The sequence below is a fragment of the Micromonospora sp. NRRL B-16802 genome (genome assembly GCF_001279555.1).
In the GTDB taxonomy this organism is placed as follows: Bacteria; Actinomycetota; Actinomycetes; order Mycobacteriales; family Micromonosporaceae; genus Micromonospora; species Micromonospora profundi.
Genome location: NZ_LGEB01000001.1, coordinates 634,144 through 655,251, shown reverse-complemented (window position 1 = coordinate 655,251; position 21,108 = coordinate 634,144). Strand labels below are relative to the sequence as shown.

Below are 21,108 nucleotides of genomic sequence, written 5' to 3'. Positions count from 1 at the left end.
CAGGCGGGGCTGCAGAGGGCGGGCGGTGAGGCCAAGCGGGCAGGCAGCCTGACCGGACATGGGCGGGCGATGAGGCCCGGCGGGGCAGGCAGCCTGACCGGACATGGGCGGGCGATGAGGCCCGGCGGGGCAGGCAGCCTGACCGGACATGGGCGGGCGGCAGCGCTGGGCGGCAGTGCCCAGCGGCAGCGCTGGGCGGGCGCGGGCCTGTGGCGGTTGCCTGCCTGTGCGAGACTCCGGCGCACCAGCCCCTCTGAGGAGAACACATGCAGCTCGACAACTTGCAGACCCTGAATCAGTTCCACATCCGCCAGCGGCTGCGGATGATGGTCAACCAGTACGAGGTCCGGGCGGTCCAGCCGGACGGCACCGAAGGCGAGATGCTGGCCTTCGCGCAGCAGAAGCGGCTCGCCTTCAAGGAGCAGGTGACGATCTACACCGATGACTCCAAGCAGCAGCCCCTGCTGGGCTTCAAGGCCCGCCAGCGCCTCGACCTCGGTGCCACGTACGACGTCACGGACGCGGCCGGCAACCCGATCGGCCTGTTCCGCAAGGACTTCGCCCAGTCGCTACTCCGCTCCACCTGGCACGTCGAGCAGGCTGGCCTGCCGCAGGTGACGGGGCAGGAACGCAGCATGCCGGTGGCCCTGCTGCGCCGGTTCGTCGACTCGCTGTCCTGGCTGCCGTACCACTTCGACTTCACCGCTGGCGGCCAGCCGGTCTTCTCGGTGATCAAGAAGTGGGGCCTGCGCGACAAGTACGTCGTCGAGGTGCAGCACCCGCAGATCGACCGCCGCCTCGTCATCGCGATGGCCGTCGCCCTCGACGCCCTCCAGTCCCGCTGACCTAGCCGGCCTTCGCTCAGCCTCCCCGTAGGCCGCTCCACCTGCCTCGACGGCCGCTCAGCTGACGGTGACCCCTCCGCCATCCGCTACCCATCCGTTGGCCTCTCAACAACCCGTCGACACGCTGGTCGGGTGGCGCTGCTGGGCATGCTCACCACTTGACGACGCCCTACCCGTCGACAGGTCAACCACGTGACGGCCTCTCGAGCCCGTCGATCGCTCAACCACTCGACGGCCGCTCAAGCCCGTCGATCGCTCAACCACTCGACGGCCGCTCGATCACCCGCTAGCCCGCCGGCCGGGGCAGGGCCTCCGCCCGATCCTGGCCGGCCGGCTGGCGCGCATCTGTCAGCTACGGACCGGGCCGGCGCGCGCGGTCGACGCGGCAGCCCGGGTCAGGCCGGGAAGCGGCGTGAACACCACCTCGACCGTCACCAGCACGTCCAGCCCCTCAAGGCGACAACCGACCAGGCGACCACCGTTGCGACCTGCGATGTCCCGGGCTGCCGCACAGGCCACCACGTCGCCGTCGATCGCCCTGGCGGCTCCGGCGAGCGCGCCGAGGTCGGCCGCCACCGCCGCCCGTTGAGCCGCCATTCCGGTGCCGGCGACGGCAGCGCCGAACAGCCCGACCAGTACGAATACCAGCCCCACTGCCAGCAGCAGGACTGTCGCCCCGCCACGCTCGCCGTCCGGCGGCACATCGCCGAACGGCCCGCCACCAGACCGTCCGGGGCCAGACCACTCGGAGCCAGGCCGACCACCGACCGGCCACTGCCGCACCGCCGTACGCCACGCCGGGCCGTACCACTGCGCGCCCTCACCGAGAGTGCGCCCGGGGTCCGGCCACGCAAGGGAGTGCCGCCCACCGAGAGGGCACCCAAAGCCCAACCGACCAGGGGCCGGCCGCCCACCGAGGGGGCGCCCAGAGCCCGAGTGCGCACGGGCTGGCCTCCCACCGACTGAGAGCCAGCCGAGAAGGCGCCCGAAGTCCGATCGCCCAAGGTCCGACCGCCTACCAGCGGTCTGGTTCATCGGTCCCCCTCTCCGGCTCCGGGTTCGAGTGCCGCGACGGCGGTGGCGACCACTGTGATGCGCGGCAGCCGGCCGCCCAGCGCGCGCACAGGTGCCCGGACCGTCGCCTGCGCCCGGCCCTCATCGATCGACACGGACACCTCCGCGCCCGGCGGCGCTCCGGGAACGCCAGCCTCACCTCGGGCGGCGGCCAGGGCCGCCTCCCGAGCGGCGTGCAGGCAACCGGCCTTGGTGCTTACGGCGTTGACGGCCGTCAGCCCGGCGAGCAGGAGCAGGAGCAGCGCCGGCAGGCCAGCCGCCAGTTCGGCGGTGAAGGATCCGCGGTCCCCACCGGCAGCCCGTACGACAGCGTGGAATCGTCGCCCCCCGCCAGCCGCCCGCCCCGGGGTGCAGGGCCTCCGATCGCGGCCGGCCTGCCGGCGCCCCGTCACTTGAGTGCCCGGTCGATGACGGCGGTCAGCGCCGACTGAACGTTGCCGGAGGTCAGCACCTTCAGCAGAATGCCGGCGAAGGCGACTGCGGCGAGCGTGCCGACGGCGTACTCGGCGGTGTTCATACCTGCGTCGCCGCGCAGGCGGGCGATGAGCTTACGCATTGTGTGTTCCCTTCTCGATGGGTCAGAGCACGTCGCCGAGGACGGCGACGATCACCGGCACCAGGCCGGCGAGAATGAACGCCGGCAGGAAGCAGAGCCCCAGCGGCAGCACGATGAGCACGCCCGCTCGGCGGGCGGACGCCTCGGCGGCGGTTGCCCGGTCGGCACGTAGGTCGTCGGCGAGCCGGGTCAGCGCGCCGGCCAGGGCGGCGCCGCTGTTGGCCGACCGGAACGCCGCCGCGGCCAGCCGCTCGGCGCCGGGCACCCCGTCCAGGGCTGACCACGCCTCCGCCGGGCCTCCGCCGAGCAGGAGGGTGCGGCCGACCCGGGCCAGTCGGTCGGCGAGCGGACTGTCCAGCGCCTCGGCCACGGCGAGCACTGAGCGGTCGACCGGAGCGCCCGCCCGCATCGCCGCCGCCAACAGGTCGGCGGCAAGGGGCAGATCGGCGGCCTCGCGGAGCCTCCGGGTACGTGCCGCCGGAGATTCGATCCGTCGCAGCAGCACGTCGGACAGGACCGCGGTCGGGATAGCGCCGAGCAGCCCGAACCAGCCACCGACGACCACGGCCACGGCGAGCCCGGCCATCACGGCGGCGATCCGGATCAGGTCGGGCCGCCGCCGGCCTGCGGGTTCGGCTGATCCCTTAGGGCTGGCTAATCCACCAGGGCTGGCTAATCCACCAGGGCTGGCTGATCCGTCGGGACCGGCTGGCCGGGCGGATTCGGCAGGCGTCGGCGGATCGGCTCGGCGGGCGGGACGGCGTAGACGTAACGGCGTGACGAGCAGCGCCGCCACCACCAGAGCGGCGGCCACGAGAGCCGTCCGGGACATCAGACGGCCCGCCCTGGCATCGCGCCCAGCCGCTCTGCCCAGAACAGGCCGATGACCTGGAGGGCGACCGCGAGGACCGCGCAGACCCCACCGACAGTGCTGTGCAGGAGGACCGCCAGGGGATCCACCCCGATGCCGTAGCCGAGCCCGATCCCGCCCACCGGCAGGGCCGCCAGAAGCAGGGCCGTGGCGCGGGCGCCCGCCGCCTGTGCCGCCGCCGAGGCCAACCCTCGGTCGGTCGCCCGAGCATCCGCCTCGATTCGCTCGACCAGTTCCGCCAGTGGCGCGCCGGTCCGGTCAGCTAGCCGCACCGCGGCCGAGGTCAGTTGGCGAAGCCGGTCGGATGTGTCAGGCCCGCTGACGGTGGCGAGTGCCGGCGGGACGGGCAGGCCGGCCCGCAGGTCTGCCGCCAGACCGCAGAGCAGGTCCAACCCGCGCCGCCGGACTTGCTCGGCGCGCCGGTTGGCCCGCCGCCGCAGCAGGGCGCGTACGGCCAGCATGCCGTAGCTGGCCACCGCTACCGCGGCCACCGGTCCGGCGAACACGGCACCCACACCAGCACCCACCAGGGCAACCAGCAGTAACAGACGGGCAGGCGACCGTTCGAGGCGGTTCGCGCGCCCAGCCTTGGGCCTGACCGCCGCCGGATCCGCAACATCCGGACCACGGCGCCGCTCATCGGCGGCCGACGGAGCGTCGTAACTATCGCGGGACCGGCCCACGTCCAGGTCCGCGCCGTCGATCGTCGGGACGGCCACGGCCGGGCCGGCACGCCGTACAACGTCGAGGGCCTCGTCCTCGGGGCGAAGTGCGGCCGCCGGACGTCGAGGGTCCCGTCGCGTCGGCGGACGTCCGGGGCCTGTCGGTCGGGTCGGCCCCGCCGGCCCGCCCGTCGCCCTCGGCCGGCTCGCGCCGTCGTCGCGGTCCCGAGTGGACCAGTCAACCGCCGCCCGCCCGCGACTCGGCTCCGGCGCTCCACGGGGGTACGGGACGGCGGCCGGATGCGCCGACACAAGCGTCGCGCCGGACCCGTCCCCGGACCCATCGAGTACGCGACCGAGGCTCCTGATCCACTCCACCAGGGCGTCATCCGGATCGCCACCGGTGACGGCACGGCTGGACGCCAGAATCCGACGGCGGCGTGCGCGGATGCTTTGTACGGGCCAGGCCACCAGAGCTGCGGCAGCCAACAGCAGCAAGGCCACCACGATCGTCGCCCCGCTCATGCCGGCCCCGCCGATCCGGGCCACGGCTCGCAGAGGATCGGCGGCACCACTACGCCCCGGTCCCGCAGCAGGCCGCCGAGCGCACGGGCGGCCACGCCCAGTCCTCGACCGCGTACCCAGGCGGGCACCACGGTCACCAACCGTTCCGGTCCTTCCGGGAGTAACAGGCAGATCGATTCCAGGACCCGTCCCCGGTCGCCACGGCGTACCTGGAACAGCACCTGAAGCGCCGCGACCACCTGGGCGTGCAGCGCGGCGCGCGGCAGGCCACCCAGCATGCCGAGCGCCTCCAGCCGCGCCGGCACGTCGGACGGGGTGTTGGCGTGCAGCGTCCCGGCACCGCCGTCGTGGCCGGTGTTCAGAGCGGCCAGTAGATCGACCACCTCGCCGCCCCGGCACTCCCCGACCACCAGCCGGTCGGGACGCATCCGCAGCGCCTGCCGAACCAGGTCGGCGAGGTTGACCACGCCTGTTCCCTCCACATTTGCCGTACGAGCCTGGAGGCCCACCACGTGCGGGTGTCCCGGTTGCAGCTCGGCGGCGTCCTCCACCAGGACGATCCGCTCGGTGGCCGGCACCAACCCGAGCAGCGTGTTGAGCAGTGTCGTCTTGCCCGACCCCGTACCGCCGGTGACCAGGTAGGCCAGTCGAGCCGCGACGACGGCCGCGAGCAGTGGTGCCACAGGTCGCGGCACCGTCCCCTGGCGTACCAGTTCGTCCAGGGTGAACGGCCGGTGCCGGAAGGTCCGCAGGGACAGGTAGGGGCCGTCGGTGGCCACCGGCGGCAGTACGGCGTGCAACCGGGTGCCGTCGGGCAGCCGGGCGTCCGCGTACGGGGAGCCGTCGTCGAGTCGCCGCCCGGCGCTGGCGACCAGCCGCTGCGCAAGCCTGCGGACGTCCTCAACCGAGCCCATCGGGATCGCGACCTGGTGCAACCCCGATCCCCTGTCGACCCAGACGCGCACGCCGTTCACCAGAACGTCGGTGACCTCCGGGTCGGCCAGCAGTGGGGCCAGCGGCCCGGCACCGACGAGGTCGTCGTGTACCCGGTCGGCGATCCGTAGCACTGCGGTGTCGCCCAGCACCACGGCGGCGGGCTCGGCGCGTACCGCGGAAACGATCGCCGCGGGGGTGACCGGGGTGGTGCCGGCGGCGATCCGCTGCCGCACCCGTGCGGCGAGGCCGTGGTCCTCCGCGCGGCCCGTCATGCCGCACCTGGCACGGGCACGCCGGTAAGGTCCGCGACGATCCGCTGGCAGAGCGCCGCCAGCGGCCCCTTCCCGGCGGCCGCCGGCGCCTCGCCCCGTTCCAGGCCACGGCAGAGCGCGGGCTCGGGGCGCAGCGTGCCGGCGAGGGGAAGCCCGAGCGCACGCGCCACGTCGTGTTGCATGATATCGGGCACCCCCGATACGGTCCCCGGATGACGCCCCGACGTGCAGCGAAGTACCGGCGGATCAGTGACGACCGCGAGGGTCGTGAGCTGGGCATCGGTCGACAGGATGAGGACCTTGACGAACTAGCCGAGCGAGAGAACTTGGTGTACGTCGCGAGCTACGTCGACAACGACATCTCAGCGAGCACCCGATCCAAGAAGCGCCGACCCGACTACGAGCGGATGCTGGCCGATGCCAAGGCTGGCAACTTCGAGATCATCGCGGCGTACACCAGCTCGCGTATCACGCGTCGACCCCGTGAGAATGAGGACCTGATCGATCTTGCGGTAGACCACGGCATCAAGTACAAGTACATCCGGTCGCCGGAATTCGACCTGAACACGGCTGACGGCCGGGAGATGGCCCGGAATGCCGCCGCTCGGGATGCGGGCGAGACTGAACGCACCTCAGAGCGGGTCGAGCGGGACGTCAGGCGGCGTGCTGAGGCGGGCGAGTTCCATGGCGGGCTACTGCCCTTCGGTGTCGACGCTGACCAAGTGATCGTCAAGGTCCGGGGCGTCTCAAAGGTCAAGTACGTCAACTTCCGGCACCACGACACCGACGCGCCGCGCGTGAAGGATGCCGTCCGCCGGGTGCTGGCTGGTGAGTCGCTGTACGGGATCGCCAAGGACTTCGGGATGCAGCGCCGGACGTTGAAGCGCGCGCTGACCAAACCCGCCATCGCCGGGCTACGAGAGTTCGAAGGGAAGCTGCTCCCAACGCCCTGGGAGAAGATCGTTGAGGTTGACGATTGGCGGCGTGTGGTCGAGATCCTGAACGACCCGGAGAGAGGTACGAAGGAGTTCAACCAGCGCAAGTACATGCTGTCGGGCCTGGTGACCTGCATCAACAAGCATCCTGACGGATCGACCTGTGGTAACCGGATGACCTCCAGCAGCGCCAAGCGCACCGAGGGTCCAACCTTCGAATGCTCGGTTACAAAGAACAAGACTCGCGGCTGTGGCGGTACACGGATCGTCATGCAGCCGCTGGAGGACTACATCGCTGAGCAGGTGTTCACGCGGCTCGACTCCCCCGCGCTGCGTAAGGCGATTGCCCGCGAGCGGGAAGGTGTGGACGACCCCACGGCCGCGCTGCGTAAGAAGATCCTCGATGACGAGCAAAAGTTGAAGGATCTGGAGGACGAGTACGACGATGGGAAGCTGCCCCGGCAGCGTTACCAGCGGAGGCGGGCACGCCTGACGGACCGGCTGGAAGCCAACACCAAGGCCCGTGACGCTGCCATCCGGACGCACCAGCACACCAACCTGCCGACCGGTAGCGAGCTGCGTGCGATCTGGGATGACCGCGACGACACCTGGCAGCGGGGCATCCTGGCGTCGGTCATCGACCGCATCGAGATCGGCCCACACCCCATCAATCCCGAGACGGGCCGGTTGTTCAGTAGCGCACCCTTTCGCCTCAAGGGTGAGACCAAGGAAGCCTGGCGTCAGCGGTTCGACCTCCACCGAGCGAAGGTGTTCAGCCTCCGGGTGTCCGTGACCTGGCTGGTGTGACTCACTGAAACCGCACCGAGTTACGCGGCCACGAAGAGAGCGACCACGCCTAGTACGACCCCCACAACTCCGATCCCCATGGCGACCTGGGGTCCGGGCACCCGGTCTCGCCACGACCGATCACCGAGCGGGAGGATCCTCACTAGACGCTGCCGATCAGTGCGCCTCCACTTGTAGCCATTGCAGTCCGTGAAACGGACCGTAACCGAGATGAACTGCTCTTCTTCCCGGGCAGCTCGGTCCTGCACCGGCACGGCCAGGCCGAACCAAAATAGCTTTTCATCCATGATGAGACCTTCCACGGCCGGAGTATCTGCCAGGGCCCCATGGTGATGCACTTCTACGAACACATCGAGAATCGGAGCGCCGCTGTAGTTGGTGACCAGCACCGCGACGCCATCCAAAACTCCCCGGTTCCTTAGGTCGCCGAACCGGCTGAAACTTCCAAAGATCATCCGAGCCTGCGCCGCCATGGAATCCTGCTGCTCATCACGCCGCACCCGGATTTCGTGCCGCAGCAGCAACACGGTCGCGAGCGCGGCGATACCTGACAGCAACAGACCGGTCAGGCTCCCCCACGCTTGCATCCAGTCGGTGATCTTCGGAGCCTCAGCAGCAAGCACCCGGCCAGGGTAGGACCTCGATGCGACATGGCAGCTCCACAGCGCCACGGGACGCCTGATGGCTTAGCTGGTGTGACCTGCGTCTCAAACGTTTCGTACCGTGTTCCGGAGGGTGTTTAGGGTCGGGAGTCATGATTGATGAGTCGATGTTCGAAGGCCGCCCCCTCTACTTCTGCTTGAAGAACAACGGGCGACGACTGGTGATTACCACCGAGGATGGCGCACCCAAGGAATTCAAGCGGTCAGGTGGAGCAGCGCAACCACACGACACGTTCACCTTCAAGGGCGACAACTTCCGCCGCATTGACGGTTCCTCCACCTTCTTCTCGTACTGGTTGAATGACGCGCTGATCGACACGCCCCGTGGACGGAAAGTCATGCGCAACCTCACGGGCTCCCTACCCAGCGTGTGGGTGGCGGCCTGATCCCGGTAGTTGGAGGCCGAGTCTCCGGCAGATGGGAAGGGTATTAGGACTGGCCGGGAGTCGTCTTACGTTGGCTTCGCTCCACTACGGAGCGTGACCACCGAGGAGGACGCCATGACCGAACCGACCCCCGCGACGACCATCACCGCGAAGGCCACGGAAGCTGCCAAGAAGACCCCGGCCAAGAAGGCTGCGCCGGCCAAGCTCGAGTTCGCGCCAAAGGTTGGAGAAAACAACCGCCTGGACCACTCGGGGTGTGGACACCCCCGCGACCTCAAGGGCCGGGCGGCCTGCCGGGCCAACCACGCCAAGACTGTGGAGGCCAAGTGACCACCGACATGCTCGCCGCGTTCGATCGGTTGAAGGCACAGGTTGATCAGGCATACGAAGCGGCCAGGGATCAACTGGCAGACGGCGACCACACCGGCGCTCAGGCAATCCTGGCCCGGATCGGCCAGACACACGCCCGGACGGCGGAGATCCTGGGGAAGGATCACCCGATGACGCGGACAGACACGCTGACCGATTGACCCATGCGGGGATACCCGCCAATACGGCTTAGACCGTTACGCGCGAACTGGACCGCCTCGGTTGACCACCCACCGGGGCGGTTCGCCGTTGGATGACGATCCCGGCCCTCATGACGTACAGCTCGCGCTTGGCCGTAGCCAACCCCTTCACGTCGAGCACGTACCCGGTGATCCACATCCAGCCGTTGTACGGGTCGACCTCGCCGACCAGCACCAGCCGGAGCCGTAGCGCTCGGTCCCCGGTGAACTGTGGCGAGCACGCCGCCCCGATCAGCACGACGTCTCCCGGCTTCATGCCAGCCACCCGAGGAACCTGCGGTTCAAGGTGTCGGCCGGAGCCCAGCTCATGTCCTGCCGCGCTGCGGTGAGGTTCGACCCGAGGTAAGCAGCCAGCGCAACCGGCGATGCGGCGTACTCGTCCAGCAGCTCAACGCGGCGTGTGGCACAGGGCCAGGCCCGATCGCACGTCTCGCACAGCCACAGCGGGAGGACCGGTCCGTGTGTGGTCATCAGCTCTCACCTGGCCAGTGACCTCGGTTGATCGGGATCTTGTGTCTCGTCCGGCAAGGCAGCTCGTTCCCGCACTTGCAGACGTTCCGCCACTTGATCCACGACCACACCGGCTTATGCCTGCGGGCCAGGGTCATGGCTACTGCCGTCAGATACTCCGCATATGGGACGCGTCGGGTCATGCGTCCACGGTCGTTGCCTCGGTCGGATTAGTCAACTGGCAATAGCCGAAAGGAAAGGGCGAGTCGCTTTACGTTCGGGCTATGGACCGAGGGCCGGGGCAGCTCATGGGGCCGTACGAGATCGCCGAACGCCTGGGCGTCTCGCGGCAGCGGTTCCAGCAGCTCGCCCGGTATCCCACCTTCCCGAAGCCGTACCAGGAGCTACGGGAACGAAGGTCTGGTTGGCCGAGGACGTCGAGGCGTGGATCAAGAAGTACCGCCAACCGCGCCCGACCGAGGACGACACCCCGGACTGACTAACGCCGGCTATCGGAGTCGTCTGTCGCCTGTGCGCCGATGCTGCGCCACGAACCAGCGCGGAAGAGTTCAGCAAGGGCCTTGATGATGGCGACTCGCTCTTTCGGACTCACGCCTCGCGTGGCCCACATGAGCATGAGCAGCTTCATGATTGCCGGTACGCCCAGCCCCAGGGCCAGCGCAAGCCACGGCTCGACTACCACGAAAAACCCCCTGTCGAGATCTGCTAGTCGCAGCAGCGCGTCAGAGGGGGATGTCCACAGTATAGCGGACACCTGTTCGATATTCAAAGTGGGCGGTCGGGACTGGCCAACACCCCCCGTCCGCATGGATGGGAGGCGCTGGCTAAGGGTGTTCAGTTGGTCGCAGAGACGGTGTCACCGCGCGTCGGGGGTACCGGTCACCCCCGGCGTGTTCAGTACGGCTGCACTTTGATCACGCGGTTGGCGAACAGGGCGGACGGTGAGCCGGACGGCACCGTCTGCATGCGGTACTTGGCGATGAAGTTGTAGGCGCCGGGGGCCAGCCCCTCCACGAAGACCTCCACCGAGAAACGACCGACGCACCGGACGTTGTCGATTCCCGAGCCTCCACCGATCGACAGGCTGTCGAGGTCGTCCGGAGCGATACCGAAGCTGCCATCGGTCTTCTCGATCAGCACTCCCATGAACGCCATACCGCCGTCAGGCGCTTCCATGTAGGCGGTCAGGGTCACGATCGCTCGGCCCAACTCCCCGATCGTGACCCCGGAGAGGGCGGGCCCTACCCCATCGTCCAGGTTCGTGTAGCTGGTAGAGGTAGTAGTGCCCGGCGTACTTTGCACAGCCTTCTGCGGTCCGAAGATGAAGTCTTCGAGCTTGACCAGCTTCCCCGCGTCGTTGACAACAGCGATTCCGTAGTCGCCATCGCTCAGTTCGCCGATCTCCACCTTCGTCGGTCCGTACACACGCCCGTCATGAGAAACGGCGCCTATGCCATGAGGATCGTGAACCCTGATCCCCGCGCGTGGCACCAAGGCATTCTCGCCACCGACGATGCGGACTCCGCCGTCTCCGCCATCACCACTGACCTCTACCGACACGATGCTCATGCTGATTCTCCTTCGGTCATGTGCGACCACGGTGCTACCAGCACCGCGAAGTCGTCAGGGTCGATGTGGTCCCGCACGGCATAGGCGGCTGCTGCGTCCATAGCTGCCGACACCGCAGCCCATGCCGCATCTCGCCCTGGCCCGGCTGCGGAAATGTCCTGGTCGGCAAGGACTGCCCGCTTGACGTTGGCCCGTGCACTAGTCCAGGTCGGCCGGTACTGGTCCGGCAGGATCGTCACTCCCGGCTTCCGCAGGCGCGACGCGTCTACTGCGCGGGACAGGGCTTCCGGGGTCAGCGCATCCGGTATGCCCGCGATGAATTCCTCCCCGGTCATGCCGCCCTCCGGAGGCTGCGATCCCGGTACCCGACCAGCGGCCCGTAGTAGCCCGTCGGCCGGTCCAGAGTCGGCCAAGCCGCCACGGTGGCGCGGGCGGGTGTGGGCATGTCCAGGGCCTGTGCGACCGCCTGAGCGACCGCGTAGAACCGGTCCCCGTGCCCGCTGTCGTGGTGGTCGAACGGTCCGGGGTACTCGCTGATGATCTGGTGGACCATCTCGTGCGCCACCACGTCTCGCACCAACTCGGGCACCAGGGCCAGGTCGACGTGCAGGACGAAGTACCGGGTGTCAGGATCCCAACCCCCGAGGGCTTCCACACCACCCGGTCCGGTGACCTGCTCGGCCCAGCTGACGGTGTTCTCAGCCGGCGGACGGACGTGCAGCCCGGCATCTCGCAGCCGGGTGTGCAGCTCGGTGTAGATCGCGGCGAGGTCTGTCGTGCAGTCCTTGCCACCCCCGCGAAGGCGGGACAGGTCAAGGTGACTGCCGTCGAAGGTGACGAAGATTTCCGCCGTCAGTAGTTGCAGCATTCCTTCTCTCCTCACGAGACCCGCCCATCGTCGTGGGCGTCGCGGAGGTACCGGGGCATCCGGTCCTCGTCGTTCACCAGCGCCGGTGGAATGCCGGGATCTTTGAGCCGCACAGGCGGCGGGGGGTCCGGTGCGAGTCGCTGCTTCGCCCTGGCGAGCGCGGAGTCGAGCATCGCGAGGAGGTCGGCCGGAGTTTCCGGGTTGGTGGCCAACGCGAGCAGGACCTGGCTTAGGACTTCCGGTCGCGGCTTCGGGGCGGAGAGCGTTGTCTCCTTGAGCCTCCGCAACGCCTCAGCTTCGATGTGCTCCTTCAACCATGAGGGTGCCCGACCACAAATCGAACCTCTACTGTTCCGCGGCCTGCCCTTAGCTAGTTCCTCGTCGTCCCATTCAGACACAGGCTTGTACCCGGCCTCAATCAGCATCGGAAGGTCACGTTCGGGGTCGTGACCCCGCCGCAACCGCCGAAGGATCTGGGTCCGATCGCGCGACAGTTCCCTCTTGCCCACACCACACCTCCCGCGTGCGAAGGGAGGACCGAGCCGCGATAGCCCGGCCCTCCCTGGTTGTGTTAGTCAGTCCCCTTGTTCCTGCACTTGGCGGACGTAGTCGCCCAACGTGCGGTCAGCGCCGGCCCTCGCCGGGAAGCGCTTCCTCAGGTCCTCCTGGGTCTGGAACTCATCCGTCTTCTCCTGGAACTTGTCCAGCGGCTCGGAGACGAGCGTGGCGAGGTAGTTGTCGTCCTCGATCAGCGACCGGTGCAGGCCGGACAGACGTCCGTGCTCCGCGACGAAGTCCCGCATCTTGCCCTCGGCCTCCTGAGGCGTGATGCGTCCCTCTTCTAGATCTGTCTTGATCTTCCGAAGCTCCTTCGGCCCCTCCTTCCTCGCCCGGTAGACCAACTCTTCGTCAGCCTCGTTCCGGGCCTCGATCCCGGCCCGGTATTGCTTCTTCCTCCGGACCCGCCACTCCTTCTGAGCAGCGGAATAGGCGCGTTCCAGGAGGTCCCTGCCGGCGGCGGTGAGTTCCGTCCGGTTGATCTCTGCCCGCATGTCGGCGAGCCTCGTGACGTTGAGGTTCATCAGTGACTCCCGTGTGGTGAAGGCGCCTGCTGGCCGGCGTGGACCTCGGCGGTGGGGTCGGTCGTATCGGACTGGTACAGCGCCCGGAGGGATTCCGAGGCAGACGGCTCGTGCGGGTACGGCTGCGTCAGTCCGGCCACACCGCCGAACTCGCTTTCGTCTGTGCGGTCCACGAGCGAAGACAGGTGGTCGCTCACCGACCGGTAGGGGTTCACGGCTTCACCTTGCTTCTCAGTACAGGGAAGTGGTCGGCGTTGAAGGTCTGCTCCTCCGTGTCGGCGGGCTCCTCGGCCGATTCACCAGCAGCCCGGTACATCTGCCGAGCCCTCGCCTGCAAGATGGCGTTCTCCACCTCGCTGATCGTGCGATGGAACAGACCCAGCGCGTTTACACGCCCCTCTTCGTCAGCCCTCACGTGCGGCATGTGTCACCCCTTCGTTAGTTGTGCGGCTTTCCCATTCCTGGTCCACGAGCCAGCGAACGGTTCCCGCCAAGGAGTCCGAGCGCTTCGCGGCAAGGCTTCCAAGTCGGTACCGCTGCGCCTCCGACATCGAGACATCCAGCGAAACCGGGAACTCCGGCAGCTTTCCCCGAGCGCCCATAGCGCTCCTTTCGGTCCGTCAAAACGTTCCGGGAACCATTTTCCGGGGAATCCGAGAGTTTGTCAGGTTCAATGCAGTAGCGGCCTGGCGTGCCCACGCAGTACGGTGGCTAGCTGTGACGATCAGTGAAGAGGATCAGAAACTAATCAACAAGATCCACGGGCTGCTGGCCATGACTGACGAGTGGATGGAGCCAGAAGTCGTACGCGTCCAAGCAGGTAGCGACATCGCCGAGGACGATAGGCAGACTTACCCATACCAACTAAGCCACGCGGTGCAACAGTCAATTGGAACAGCCGTGGACCACCTGCATTCGATGCGGTCAGCGCTCTGGGACTCCAAACGGGAGCTTCTCAGCCTGCACACCTATGCCCCCTTCACGCTGACTCGTGGCGCACTTGAGAATGCGTCCACTGCCATCTGGATGCTGTGCCCAGAGGATCCGACGGAACGCGTTCTACGACGACTGCGTTACGAAATGGCTAGCATCAAGACGACGGAATCGCTGCTCGCGGAGCTGGGTACACCACAGAACGAAGGTCTTGAAAACAAGCGGAAGAGGGTACGCGGCCTGGCTGAGTCGGCAGGTATTGACGCCAGAAAACTCAAGAGTAAGCCCCAATACAAGGAGTACCTAGAAGAGGCGGGCCGATATACCGGGCTGACCGACGGGGACAACAACCTTGTTTACATATACTGGAAACTTTGCAGCGCGGTAGCGCACGGAGACACATGGGTCCTGCGCCTTTTCGATTTGGAGCCACTTGGTCCGGGGGCACTGGGGGTAACCAACTATCGCGCTACCGCGCCCACACCGATGCTGCACATGGGCATTGGAGCGGCATTACAGCTGGCCGGAAGGGCAAAGGATCTCCTAAATCGGCGCTGCACCACACCCCCGCAACGAACACCATAAAACGCATTTTGTTGTATCTTCACCTGTCCACACCCGCCCGTCAGGCTTAGTGCTTCATCAGCCGATCGGCCGCATTTCCCTCGTCGTTGGGTATCTGAATGCGAGGTCAGACGTGGTAAGCGCCGACCGACACGGCCACACGTCCAGCCGGTGGGGCGAACTGCTGTGTAGCGTGCCGGGGCATGACCGAAGAGACGAAGATCCCTGTCGCACGCTTGGCGTTCACCGCTACTGCGGTAGGCATTGCGATCTTGGCAAGCACGTACAAGGACCCTGAGAAAGGCCAACGCGCCTTGGCTGTACTTGACCGACTGCTGAGGTTCCTGGCCGATCCCCCGGTCGAGGAACGCCACCCAGTTCGCCCCAGAGCCACCCGGGCACCCCGATCCCGTACACACACCCCGACCGAACGTGTCGTGACCTCTGTGGACGCTTAAAGACGCTTTCTGCGCGCGCCGGGGGTCGGTGTGGGTGGACGGAATACCCATCAATCAGAGACGTGAGGAACCGGGTTACGAAACGAGAGGCTAGAGGCGGTACCCCCACCCACCCCCACTAGGCTCGTCGATAGCGAGCACGAGTTAGCCCCGCTGTTCTGGCGGCTGTGCAGCGCGGTCGCGCAGCCTACCCAAGGGTCACTCGGGTGCGCGCGCGCGTCGCTTGCACTGACACGCACAGCCCAGAATCTCTACGGCGATCGGGTGAGGTCGCACCTCTGACAGCAATCGCACGTTTGCTGTCCACACCGCCGGTCACGCTCCGTCGCGCAAGAAGCCTCGGGCTGACCACATCACCGCTTGCCGGGCGCGGAAGCATGCCACGATTCCCAGAGGTCTAGACGTGGTGAAGCCCAAAGGTTGCCGCGTGCTGGCACCATGCGTGAACGTGTTCACCTTGCCGACTCCGGCTCCGTCTGGCGGGCCGCCGTCCACCGGCCCGCTGCCAACCCTCAACTCCGTGCCGCCTGTCACCATCAACGTGCCCGAACCTGCCCCGGACATTTGGGAGATCATCAACTCGCTGGGGGCTTTCTCTGCCGCAGTGATAGCCCTAATAGCCATCCTGGTAACCATCAAGTTCACCCGCGACCAAGCGAAGCGTCAACGCCAGGCAGACGAGGAAGCCGCAGCAGATAAGCGCCGACTTTACGAGATTGGCCTCCTGAGAGAGCTACTCGACAGCATTCCGTCCGCTGAGCAAGACCAGGAAGCGATAGAGCGGGACGGGAAGTCGGAGATGGTCACCCATCAGCAATTCACGCTGCTCTCGCTATTGCCCAACGAAGTATTGCCGCTTTGGCGTCGACTTGCCATCATCATCGGAAGACACAAACCAGCGATCGAGCTTCTGGAACTTTTGAATGAGGCCGGCGCTCCACCTAAATTCAGCCTGCCTCAGCGAGTCCGGAGGTTACAAACACACGAAGTGCTTGAAGCGATTCAGAGGCGCACCGGTGGCGAGCCGTCCGAGGTGGGAGTGTGGCTAGACCGCCTCGATGGGAGATCCTCATGAACCGGTTGTCAACGGCGCACCAGAATGACGTTGTGGTGTGGCCTTGATGGACAAGTAGAGCAGGACCCCACCGCCGACATCGGCCCGGGTACGGACGACACACGCTCCGGGCCGACGTCACGGCCTCACCTACGCGTCGCCAAGGCGTCCCTCAGCGGTTCGCTGGAGGGTGTCCGGGAGGTAGGGATAGTACTCGTTCGCATCCGACAGCCAGTGCTGCGTTTCCTCCTCCTGGAATCGGGAACGCGCCTGCTCGTACCACGGCACCTGGACTCGCCTGAAGAGGTCCACGAACTCGTCAAGATCAGCGACTCGGTTGGTGTCGGGCACGCCCCGCACCGGTCCCATGCTCAGCCAACTGAGCATCATGGAGGCCCCCGTGCCTCCGAGGAAGTTGCTCAACTCAAGGCTTTCCCGGTACCCGGCGGGGCTTCCCGGATCGCAGTCGCGACCGTCAACAGACTTGTGGACGATCAAGAAACCCTCCCGCTTTTGGTTCTCGCTGCGCCAGACCACAAGGGCCATGTCGGGGTCGGTGATCAGGTCGGGACACCGGTCGCACTGCCAGGACTTCAACGGTGTGGTGGTCATGTCGCTCCAAGGCGTAGGGCGGAGATTCCACCGACGACCCTACTGAGAGCCCGATCAGAGTGGCTGTACCTGCCCCGGTCGATGCGCTCAGGAGCGTGGACGACCTGCTGATATTCCGTCGCTGCCCACTCCTCCGACACGACGGCCGCCAGTGGGCCAACTCCCTGCGTGTCGCCCACAGGGCCTGGCTTGGCCTGCTGGACTCGCACTGCAAGGATCAACGCGTGGCTGATGACTTCGAGAAGACTGGCCGGAACCTCAAGGTCACCCTTGACCTGGACGACCAACTCACCTGGGGCGAGCTGATCCGCTTCGTGAACCTGGCGCAGAGTTCGGGCAACGTTTCGCCCGACCAGCCAGTAGGTATCGAGTACGCCTCGAACGAGACGCTTCCGCTGATCGACGGCCTGTTCGTCTACCTCAACGCCGAAGGTCTCCCGGAGAGTTCTTGACCGAGGCGGTTCAGTTCGCCGCAGAGACAACCCTGCGGCCCGCGCCCGTACCGACCACACCACCCGGGGTGGTCATGGCCTCTGCGCGTCTCTGAGCACGCTGCACGCACGCGACCGGTCGGGTTGGTGGACGATTCCGATCGCTGTAGCACCGCGAGCCGAAGTCGCGCCTGTTCTTCTCCAGGAGTTGATCGTGCCGCCCCGCCCCGAGCGGGACATGAATCACCGGGTGGACGGGGTTGGGTGTCCCGTCCCACGGCGTGTGTATGTATGGGGACATTGGGACACCATTGATCGACACAGCGTTTACCCTGGTCAGAGGGGCTGCCGCCGTTCCGCTGTTGTGGATCATGGGACACTCGCCACGACCGGGGGCGTAGGCGCCATATGCGGCTCGACCAGGGAGAACGCGGTGTCCCACGGTGTCCCACTGATCATGGGACGCGACCGGTTCTCAGGGCCTCTGACCAGGGAGAATGCACTGTCCCACGGGTGTCCCATGATCAAAGTGGGACAGCGTGGGACACTCAGCCCGCGCAACCCTTCGACCAGGGAGAACGTCGTTTCGGGTGTGGGACACCCGTGGGACAGCGCGGTCATGGCGTCGCAGGCCAGTCGTCGCGGTGATCGCTGATGACGCGGGCTGCCGTGGACTTCGGAATGCCTAGCTGGTCCTCGACCACCCGAGCAGACGGCTTGCCCTGCCTCTCCCACAGCTTCTTGATCGACAGCCAGTGAACGTTCTCGCTGCGGTCGGGAGTGAGGGCGGTCCACGGCCACTTGCCTCCCCGCTTGAGCATCGCGGGCCACTCCCTGTCGGCATCTCGGGGGCCGCGCCAGTGCCGCAGCGCACCATCGTTGCCGAGGTGAATCCCGAACTCCGGCCAGCGCATCCACACCGTCGACCCGATCGGCCTCTGTGGACGCCTGTGGCTGCCCGCCGCAGCGTGGGGTGTGTGCGCCTCGGTGATGAGGGCGCACGTTTCCCGGAGCTCGTTGAAGAACGCCTTCACCCGGTTGGCTATCTGATCGTCTTTCTCGTCCCCGATGAAGGACTGATATAGAGGACTGATACCGACAACTCCTGCTCCGGAAAGTTCCACCTCGTCTCTAAGACGATCCTGGTTGTCTTCATCGAGCAAATCCCAGCCCTCCGGCCTCGATATCAAGCGGAACATGGAGGGGTCATATCGGTTACCGGCGATCTCCTTGAGCTTGGACAGTTCGCGTTTAAGCTGACCCTTGCCACTCTCCAGGTCCACGAGCAGGACGGGCACCGGTTCGATATCTTGCCCCGTCAACGGATGGATGCCACAGCTAATCTGCATCAGCCACTGCCGGATGAGGGTTGACTTACCTTGACCCTCGGCCCCCGTTAGGACCAGCCGGTCCCCGTACTCAAGCATGCCCGGAACTACCCAGTCGTACGCCGGCTCATCGTCCAAGAAGGAGTCAAGCGACGGAACGCGACGCAACCTGTCGCAGTATTCCTGGATCGCTTCACGGGCTTCTTCGTCGGACATTCGGTCGAAGTCCCACAGATCCTCCGCCCTTTCTTGCGCTAGGGTCAGATCGCCTTCTCGTGCAAGAATATCGATCGTCCGACCTTCGCCAATACCGGCGGAGAACCACTCGGTCTGCCCGCGGTTCTTTGGTTGCGCGGCTTTGATATCAGGCATTATGGTTCACATATCCTTTGTCGTGTCATTGAGGGCTCTCGCATTCGCAGTGCGGGAGCCCTCACCGCTTCCCGAGGGCCGCGACCTTGTCCAGGGTCGGGACGTCTTCCACCCGGTCAGGCAGCCCCTGCCTACGGGCACCAGCGATGGCGTCCTGCGCCGCATGCTCCTGCCACGTCTCCGCTGGGTACCAGTGCTCGGCTGGCCACGCGAGGGATGCAGGGAAGCGGAAGTCGAACTTCCGACGGGAGGCGGTCACGACAGCCCTCGCCGATGGTTCTTGCTCGGGTCGTGAGGCTTGGCCCGGACTTCTTCGGTGAACAGCTCCGTTACCGGTCGTCCAACAAGCCGGGTCAGGCCGATCTTGACCTGCTCCATCGGTCGGGTCCTGCCGTACAAAACGTTCTTTAGATGCCACTCCGACACGCCGATTTCCTGTGCGGCCAGCCGGATCGTCCACCGCTCTTGCCGCAGGAACTTGAGCGCGGGTTGGCGTCGCCTCTGCTTCAGAGTCAAGTCTTCCGCTGCCAGGAGCCGTTCTAGCGCCTGGACAACCTCAACCCTTGGCCCGCCTGCCTTACGACACGCGGCACGTCCCGCCGGGGTGGCGGGGTGGTCGCACAGGCTGTGATTGATCACCATGTCTGATCCTGTTCCGCCCCAGCGACAGCAGAGGAACCCACAGGCCAAGGGCGGGGCTCGCCCCTCGGTGTGAGTTCCCGGTTTTTGTCTCGGATGGGCGGGAGGCCATCGCAGCACGGCTGACGACCGGCGGACCGGTTGCATGCGTCGGATCGATCATACCCGCCACTGTGCAACTAGTCGGCTCTGAGTTCGTCACTGAGCGTTAAGCAGGTGCCCGCGCCGTCGGATCACCCCAAGCCGCACGGGTCCGCGTCTCTGGGGCGAACTGAGGGACCTCTATGCGGGTCGTCGCGCATAGAGGCAGTGGTCGGATACGCTGGTTGCGCGCCGCCACTTGGCGGATGCGGACCGTGTTGTTAGCCACGGTCAAGCTACCGGCACCGAGACGTAGAGCGTGAAACACCTTGCAACACCAAGACTGACCTTGGACAAGTCGGTCACCCTGAGATCCCGCTCTGCCGGTAGCGCGGACTCAGCGAAAGCCAGTCATGTAACGCGACTGGTCGAGCTGAGCCGTGCACTGCACCCTCCTCACTCGACCGGAGTGAGGAGACGTTGGGCAGTGGGGCTCTCGAACCTTGAGCCATTCGTCGGCGCTGGCCCATGGGTCGTGGCTGCTGCCATCGGGGTTCCGGTCGCGGGAAAGATCATCATCACCGCCTTGGCCCTCCGTGGCACCGACCCGAAGGACCGGCCCGGAATCATCAAGGCCGTAGCCGAGTTGTTCCGATGGCGTCGGTGACCCTCAACATTGGGCCTCTAGGCCAGCGCCCATGGCGGACACCGGGGACGCGGGATAATAATCCCATGGCAACTGAAGCTGAAGTCGCCAGGCTCCGGCGGATTACGGACCTGGACGAGAACGACCCTGTCTACACCGAATCCCTGCTGGGCCTCCTGATTGATGACCTGGGCATCGAGGCCGCTGCGTCCCAGATCTGGAAAGAGAAGGCGGCTGCGTACGCCGGGCTGGTGGACACCACCGAATCCGGATCGTCGCGTCGACTGAGTCAGCTCTACGATCACGCCCTCAAGATGGGCGACCAGTTCATCCCTCCGGACCCGACGCCGGCTGGCGGATCCTCGTACACGGTGGAGATCGAGCGAGTATGAACGCGCTAGAGGCCCAGCGCCGGATGACCCAGGGACTGATCGATGACGACCCCACTGAGGCCGCCCTGATCCCGCGTCAGAAGGTCGTAACGCCGTCCGGGGGGTCCGCGTACGTGGATGGAACGCCTCGGGCCCCTCAGCGGTTCAAACTGTCGCTCCTGTCGTTCGATCAGAGGCCAACCGCAACGCTGGCCGGTGGTGTGGTTCGTCTCGTGGACTATCACCTGATCGGACCACACAACATGGCTATCGAGATCGGGGATCACTGGACCGATGGGGATGGCACGCGGTACGACGTGACCGGCTTTAGTGAGGGCTGGGATTACATGCAGAAGGCGTTCGTCATTCGGACCCTCAAGGGCGAAAAGGTAGTGATGGTCCTGTGACCGAGGACGAGAAGGAAGCACGTTACGCAAGGTCCCACCACGAATCGAACGCATCCGGTCGGGGTGGTACGTGGTCGTACTCGGTCAGGTAATCGGGCCAGTAGCCTTCGTCGGTCCGCTCG

29 protein-coding genes and 1 pseudogene are annotated in these 21,108 nt (G+C 66.3%); 10 read left to right on the top strand and 20 right to left on the bottom strand.

Annotated features, from left to right (window positions below; all coding sequences use genetic code 11):
- The first annotated feature begins 266 nt into the window (after positions 1 to 266).
- Entirely contained in the window at positions 267 to 845 is a 579-nt protein-coding gene (locus ADK66_RS03125) for a hypothetical protein (protein ID WP_053652283.1), read from the top strand.
- A gap of 348 nt (positions 846 to 1,193) precedes the next feature.
- Here ADK66_RS03125 and ADK66_RS03120 read toward each other — a convergent pair whose 3' ends face one another.
- The 7 genes and pseudogenes from ADK66_RS03120 to ADK66_RS03095 all read right to left on the bottom strand — a co-directional run.
- Positions 1,194 to 1,628: an Rv3654c family TadE-like protein gene (locus ADK66_RS03120; protein WP_082377143.1), complete on the bottom strand. Its 435-nt coding sequence runs from the start codon at positions 1,626 to 1,628 to the stop codon at positions 1,194 to 1,196.
- 248 nt (positions 1,629 to 1,876) lie between these two features.
- Positions 1,877 to 2,311, bottom strand: coding sequence for a TadE family type IV pilus minor pilin (locus tag ADK66_RS03115; RefSeq protein WP_157552161.1), 435 nt, complete (start codon positions 2,309 to 2,311; stop codon positions 1,877 to 1,879).
- Positions 2,308 to 2,475 (bottom strand): DUF4244 domain-containing protein, encoded by a 168-nt coding sequence (locus tag ADK66_RS30470; RefSeq protein WP_081883916.1) that lies wholly within the window; start codon positions 2,473 to 2,475, stop codon positions 2,308 to 2,310. The genes ADK66_RS03115 and ADK66_RS30470 overlap by 4 nt, the downstream gene beginning before the upstream one ends.
- A 22-nt stretch (positions 2,476 to 2,497) precedes the next feature.
- Positions 2,498 to 3,307 (bottom strand): type II secretion system F family protein, encoded by an 810-nt coding sequence (locus ADK66_RS03110; RefSeq protein ID WP_369814750.1) that lies wholly within the window; start codon positions 3,305 to 3,307, stop codon positions 2,498 to 2,500.
- Positions 3,307 to 3,873 carry a hypothetical protein gene (locus tag ADK66_RS30465; protein ID WP_369814749.1) on the bottom strand — a complete coding sequence of 189 codons (567 nt, stop codon included), beginning with the start codon at positions 3,871 to 3,873 and terminating at the stop codon, positions 3,307 to 3,309. Before ADK66_RS30465 ends, ADK66_RS03110 begins: the two co-directional genes overlap by 1 nt.
- A 656-nt stretch (positions 3,874 to 4,529) precedes the next feature.
- Positions 4,530 to 5,741 (bottom strand): TadA family conjugal transfer-associated ATPase, encoded by a 1,212-nt coding sequence (locus tag ADK66_RS03100; RefSeq protein WP_053652279.1) that lies wholly within the window; start codon positions 5,739 to 5,741, stop codon positions 4,530 to 4,532.
- A pseudogene (locus ADK66_RS03095) lies at positions 5,738 to 5,914 on the bottom strand (septum site-determining protein minD); the annotation flags it as partial. The pseudogene ADK66_RS03095 and the gene ADK66_RS03100, both read right to left, overlap by 4 nt.
- A gap of 39 nt (positions 5,915 to 5,953) precedes the next feature.
- Here ADK66_RS03095 and ADK66_RS03090 point away from each other — a divergent pair.
- The gene (locus tag ADK66_RS03090; protein WP_053652277.1) at positions 5,954 to 7,483 is read left to right on the top strand and encodes a recombinase family protein; all 1,530 of its coding nucleotides are present in this window, start codon (positions 5,954 to 5,956) and stop codon (positions 7,481 to 7,483) included.
- A gap of 20 nt (positions 7,484 to 7,503) precedes the next feature.
- On the opposite strand, the gene ADK66_RS03085 is transcribed toward ADK66_RS03090, so the two are convergent.
- Entirely contained in the window at positions 7,504 to 8,106 is a 603-nt protein-coding gene (locus ADK66_RS03085; protein ID WP_053652276.1) for a hypothetical protein, read from the bottom strand.
- A gap of 131 nt (positions 8,107 to 8,237) precedes the next feature.
- Between ADK66_RS03085 and ADK66_RS03080 the strand changes: the two genes are divergently transcribed.
- The 3 genes from ADK66_RS03080 to ADK66_RS03070 all read left to right on the top strand — a co-directional run bounded on the left by ADK66_RS03080 (position 8,238) and on the right by ADK66_RS03070 (position 9,061).
- The gene (locus ADK66_RS03080; protein WP_157552159.1) at positions 8,238 to 8,531 is read left to right on the top strand and encodes a hypothetical protein; all 294 of its coding nucleotides are present in this window, start codon (positions 8,238 to 8,240) and stop codon (positions 8,529 to 8,531) included.
- 114 nt (positions 8,532 to 8,645) lie between these two features.
- Positions 8,646 to 8,861, top strand: a complete 216-nt coding sequence (locus tag ADK66_RS03075) for a hypothetical protein (protein WP_157552157.1) — start codon at positions 8,646 to 8,648, stop codon at positions 8,859 to 8,861.
- On the top strand, positions 8,858 to 9,061 hold the full coding sequence (locus ADK66_RS03070; RefSeq protein WP_053652273.1) for a hypothetical protein: 204 nt from the start codon (positions 8,858 to 8,860) through the stop codon (positions 9,059 to 9,061). The genes ADK66_RS03075 and ADK66_RS03070 overlap by 4 nt, the downstream gene beginning before the upstream one ends.
- A 28-nt stretch (positions 9,062 to 9,089) precedes the next feature.
- On the opposite strand, the gene ADK66_RS03065 is transcribed toward ADK66_RS03070, so the two are convergent.
- The 9 genes from ADK66_RS03065 to ADK66_RS03025 all read right to left on the bottom strand — a co-directional run bounded on the left by ADK66_RS03065 (position 9,090) and on the right by ADK66_RS03025 (position 13,514).
- Positions 9,090 to 9,356, bottom strand: a complete 267-nt coding sequence (locus ADK66_RS03065) for a hypothetical protein (protein WP_053652272.1) — start codon at positions 9,354 to 9,356, stop codon at positions 9,090 to 9,092.
- Positions 9,353 to 9,571, bottom strand: coding sequence for a hypothetical protein (locus ADK66_RS03060; protein ID WP_053652271.1), 219 nt, complete (start codon positions 9,569 to 9,571; stop codon positions 9,353 to 9,355). The genes ADK66_RS03065 and ADK66_RS03060 overlap by 4 nt, the downstream gene beginning before the upstream one ends.
- An 894-nt stretch (positions 9,572 to 10,465) precedes the next feature.
- Complete coding sequence (locus tag ADK66_RS03050; protein ID WP_157552155.1) at positions 10,466 to 11,140, bottom strand: hypothetical protein; 675 nt, start codon at positions 11,138 to 11,140, stop codon at positions 10,466 to 10,468.
- Positions 11,137 to 11,475 carry a hypothetical protein gene (locus ADK66_RS31215; protein ID WP_157552153.1) on the bottom strand — a complete coding sequence of 113 codons (339 nt, stop codon included), beginning with the start codon at positions 11,473 to 11,475 and terminating at the stop codon, positions 11,137 to 11,139. Before ADK66_RS31215 ends, ADK66_RS03050 begins: the two co-directional genes overlap by 4 nt.
- Positions 11,472 to 12,008: a hypothetical protein gene (locus ADK66_RS03045; RefSeq protein ID WP_053652268.1), complete on the bottom strand. Its 537-nt coding sequence runs from the start codon at positions 12,006 to 12,008 to the stop codon at positions 11,472 to 11,474. Before ADK66_RS03045 ends, ADK66_RS31215 begins: the two co-directional genes overlap by 4 nt.
- A gap of 11 nt (positions 12,009 to 12,019) precedes the next feature.
- A complete protein-coding gene (locus tag ADK66_RS03040; RefSeq protein WP_157552151.1) occupies positions 12,020 to 12,433 on the bottom strand; it encodes a hypothetical protein in 414 nt (137 codons plus the stop codon).
- Positions 12,434 to 12,583: 150 nt separating this feature from the next.
- On the bottom strand, positions 12,584 to 13,090 hold the full coding sequence (locus ADK66_RS03035; protein WP_053652266.1) for a hypothetical protein: 507 nt from the start codon (positions 13,088 to 13,090) through the stop codon (positions 12,584 to 12,586).
- Entirely contained in the window at positions 13,090 to 13,305 is a 216-nt protein-coding gene (locus ADK66_RS03030; protein WP_053652265.1) for a hypothetical protein, read from the bottom strand. Before ADK66_RS03030 ends, ADK66_RS03035 begins: the two co-directional genes overlap by 1 nt.
- A complete protein-coding gene (locus ADK66_RS03025; protein WP_053652264.1) occupies positions 13,302 to 13,514 on the bottom strand; it encodes a hypothetical protein in 213 nt (70 codons plus the stop codon). The genes ADK66_RS03030 and ADK66_RS03025 overlap by 4 nt, the downstream gene beginning before the upstream one ends.
- Before the next feature lie 293 nt (positions 13,515 to 13,807).
- On the opposite strand from ADK66_RS03025, the gene ADK66_RS31210 reads away from it, so the two are divergent.
- Both ADK66_RS31210 and ADK66_RS31205 read left to right on the top strand, forming a co-directional pair.
- Positions 13,808 to 14,608 carry a hypothetical protein gene (locus ADK66_RS31210; protein WP_157552149.1) on the top strand — a complete coding sequence of 267 codons (801 nt, stop codon included), beginning with the start codon at positions 13,808 to 13,810 and terminating at the stop codon, positions 14,606 to 14,608.
- 840 nt (positions 14,609 to 15,448) lie between these two features.
- Positions 15,449 to 16,120 carry a hypothetical protein gene (locus ADK66_RS31205; protein WP_157552147.1) on the top strand — a complete coding sequence of 224 codons (672 nt, stop codon included), beginning with the start codon at positions 15,449 to 15,451 and terminating at the stop codon, positions 16,118 to 16,120.
- A gap of 129 nt (positions 16,121 to 16,249) precedes the next feature.
- Here ADK66_RS31205 and ADK66_RS03020 read toward each other — a convergent pair whose 3' ends face one another.
- Positions 16,250 to 16,711 (bottom strand): hypothetical protein, encoded by a 462-nt coding sequence (locus tag ADK66_RS03020; RefSeq protein ID WP_053652263.1) that lies wholly within the window; start codon positions 16,709 to 16,711, stop codon positions 16,250 to 16,252.
- A 224-nt stretch (positions 16,712 to 16,935) separates the two neighbouring features.
- Here ADK66_RS03020 and ADK66_RS31200 point away from each other — a divergent pair, with 224 nt between their 5' ends.
- Positions 16,936 to 17,163, top strand: a complete 228-nt coding sequence (locus tag ADK66_RS31200) for a hypothetical protein (protein WP_157552145.1) — start codon at positions 16,936 to 16,938, stop codon at positions 17,161 to 17,163.
- A gap of 596 nt (positions 17,164 to 17,759) precedes the next feature.
- On the opposite strand, the gene ADK66_RS03010 is transcribed toward ADK66_RS31200, so the two are convergent.
- Together ADK66_RS03010 and ADK66_RS31195 are read right to left on the bottom strand one after the other, a co-directional pair.
- Positions 17,760 to 18,842 (bottom strand): AAA family ATPase, encoded by a 1,083-nt coding sequence (locus tag ADK66_RS03010; RefSeq protein WP_082377140.1) that lies wholly within the window; start codon positions 18,840 to 18,842, stop codon positions 17,760 to 17,762.
- Between the two features lie 255 nt (positions 18,843 to 19,097).
- Positions 19,098 to 19,484 carry a hypothetical protein gene (locus ADK66_RS31195; protein WP_157552143.1) on the bottom strand — a complete coding sequence of 129 codons (387 nt, stop codon included), beginning with the start codon at positions 19,482 to 19,484 and terminating at the stop codon, positions 19,098 to 19,100.
- An 810-nt stretch (positions 19,485 to 20,294) separates the two neighbouring features.
- Here ADK66_RS31195 and ADK66_RS03000 point away from each other — a divergent pair.
- Together ADK66_RS03000 and ADK66_RS02995 are read left to right on the top strand one after the other, a co-directional pair.
- Positions 20,295 to 20,600 (top strand): hypothetical protein, encoded by a 306-nt coding sequence (locus ADK66_RS03000; RefSeq protein WP_053652259.1) that lies wholly within the window; start codon positions 20,295 to 20,297, stop codon positions 20,598 to 20,600.
- On the top strand, positions 20,597 to 20,986 hold the full coding sequence (locus ADK66_RS02995) for a hypothetical protein (protein WP_053652258.1): 390 nt from the start codon (positions 20,597 to 20,599) through the stop codon (positions 20,984 to 20,986). Before ADK66_RS03000 ends, ADK66_RS02995 begins: the two co-directional genes overlap by 4 nt.
- The last annotated feature ends 122 nt before the right edge of the window (positions 20,987 to 21,108 follow it).

Excerpts from the sequence above, each read along its gene's own strand:
- ADK66_RS03125 (WP_053652283.1), top strand. The coding sequence starts at position 267 with ATGCAGCTCGACAACTTGCAGACCCTGAATCAGTTCCACATCCGCCAG.
- ADK66_RS30470 (WP_081883916.1), bottom strand. The coding sequence starts at position 2,475 with ATGCGTAAGCTCATCGCCCGCCTGCGCGGCGACGCAGGTATGAACACC.
- ADK66_RS03110 (WP_369814750.1), bottom strand. The coding sequence starts at position 3,307 with ATGTCCCGGACGGCTCTCGTGGCCGCCGCTCTGGTGGTGGCGGCGCTG.
- ADK66_RS03100 (WP_053652279.1), bottom strand. The coding sequence starts at position 5,741 with ATGACGGGCCGCGCGGAGGACCACGGCCTCGCCGCACGGGTGCGGCAG.
- ADK66_RS03090 (WP_053652277.1), top strand. The coding sequence starts at position 5,954 with ATGACGCCCCGACGTGCAGCGAAGTACCGGCGGATCAGTGACGACCGC.
- ADK66_RS03080 (WP_157552159.1), top strand. The coding sequence starts at position 8,238 with ATGATTGATGAGTCGATGTTCGAAGGCCGCCCCCTCTACTTCTGCTTG.
- ADK66_RS03075 (WP_157552157.1), top strand. The coding sequence starts at position 8,646 with ATGACCGAACCGACCCCCGCGACGACCATCACCGCGAAGGCCACGGAA.
- ADK66_RS03065 (WP_053652272.1), bottom strand. The coding sequence starts at position 9,356 with ATGAAGCCGGGAGACGTCGTGCTGATCGGGGCGGCGTGCTCGCCACAG.
- ADK66_RS03060 (WP_053652271.1), bottom strand. The coding sequence starts at position 9,571 with ATGACCACACACGGACCGGTCCTCCCGCTGTGGCTGTGCGAGACGTGC.
- ADK66_RS03050 (WP_157552155.1), bottom strand. The coding sequence starts at position 11,140 with ATGAGCATCGTGTCGGTAGAGGTCAGTGGTGATGGCGGAGACGGCGGA.
- ADK66_RS31215 (WP_157552153.1), bottom strand. The coding sequence starts at position 11,475 with ATGACCGGGGAGGAATTCATCGCGGGCATACCGGATGCGCTGACCCCG.
- ADK66_RS03045 (WP_053652268.1), bottom strand. The coding sequence starts at position 12,008 with ATGCTGCAACTACTGACGGCGGAAATCTTCGTCACCTTCGACGGCAGT.
- ADK66_RS03040 (WP_157552151.1), bottom strand. The coding sequence starts at position 12,433 with ATGCTGATTGAGGCCGGGTACAAGCCTGTGTCTGAATGGGACGACGAG.
- ADK66_RS03035 (WP_053652266.1), bottom strand. The coding sequence starts at position 13,090 with ATGAACCTCAACGTCACGAGGCTCGCCGACATGCGGGCAGAGATCAAC.
- ADK66_RS03025 (WP_053652264.1), bottom strand. The coding sequence starts at position 13,514 with ATGCCGCACGTGAGGGCTGACGAAGAGGGGCGTGTAAACGCGCTGGGT.
- ADK66_RS03020 (WP_053652263.1), bottom strand. The coding sequence starts at position 16,711 with ATGACCACCACACCGTTGAAGTCCTGGCAGTGCGACCGGTGTCCCGAC.
- ADK66_RS03010 (WP_082377140.1), bottom strand. The coding sequence starts at position 18,842 with ATGCCTGATATCAAAGCCGCGCAACCAAAGAACCGCGGGCAGACCGAG.
- ADK66_RS31195 (WP_157552143.1), bottom strand. The coding sequence starts at position 19,484 with ATGGTGATCAATCACAGCCTGTGCGACCACCCCGCCACCCCGGCGGGA.
- ADK66_RS03000 (WP_053652259.1), top strand. The coding sequence starts at position 20,295 with ATGGCAACTGAAGCTGAAGTCGCCAGGCTCCGGCGGATTACGGACCTG.
- ADK66_RS02995 (WP_053652258.1), top strand. The coding sequence starts at position 20,597 with ATGAACGCGCTAGAGGCCCAGCGCCGGATGACCCAGGGACTGATCGAT.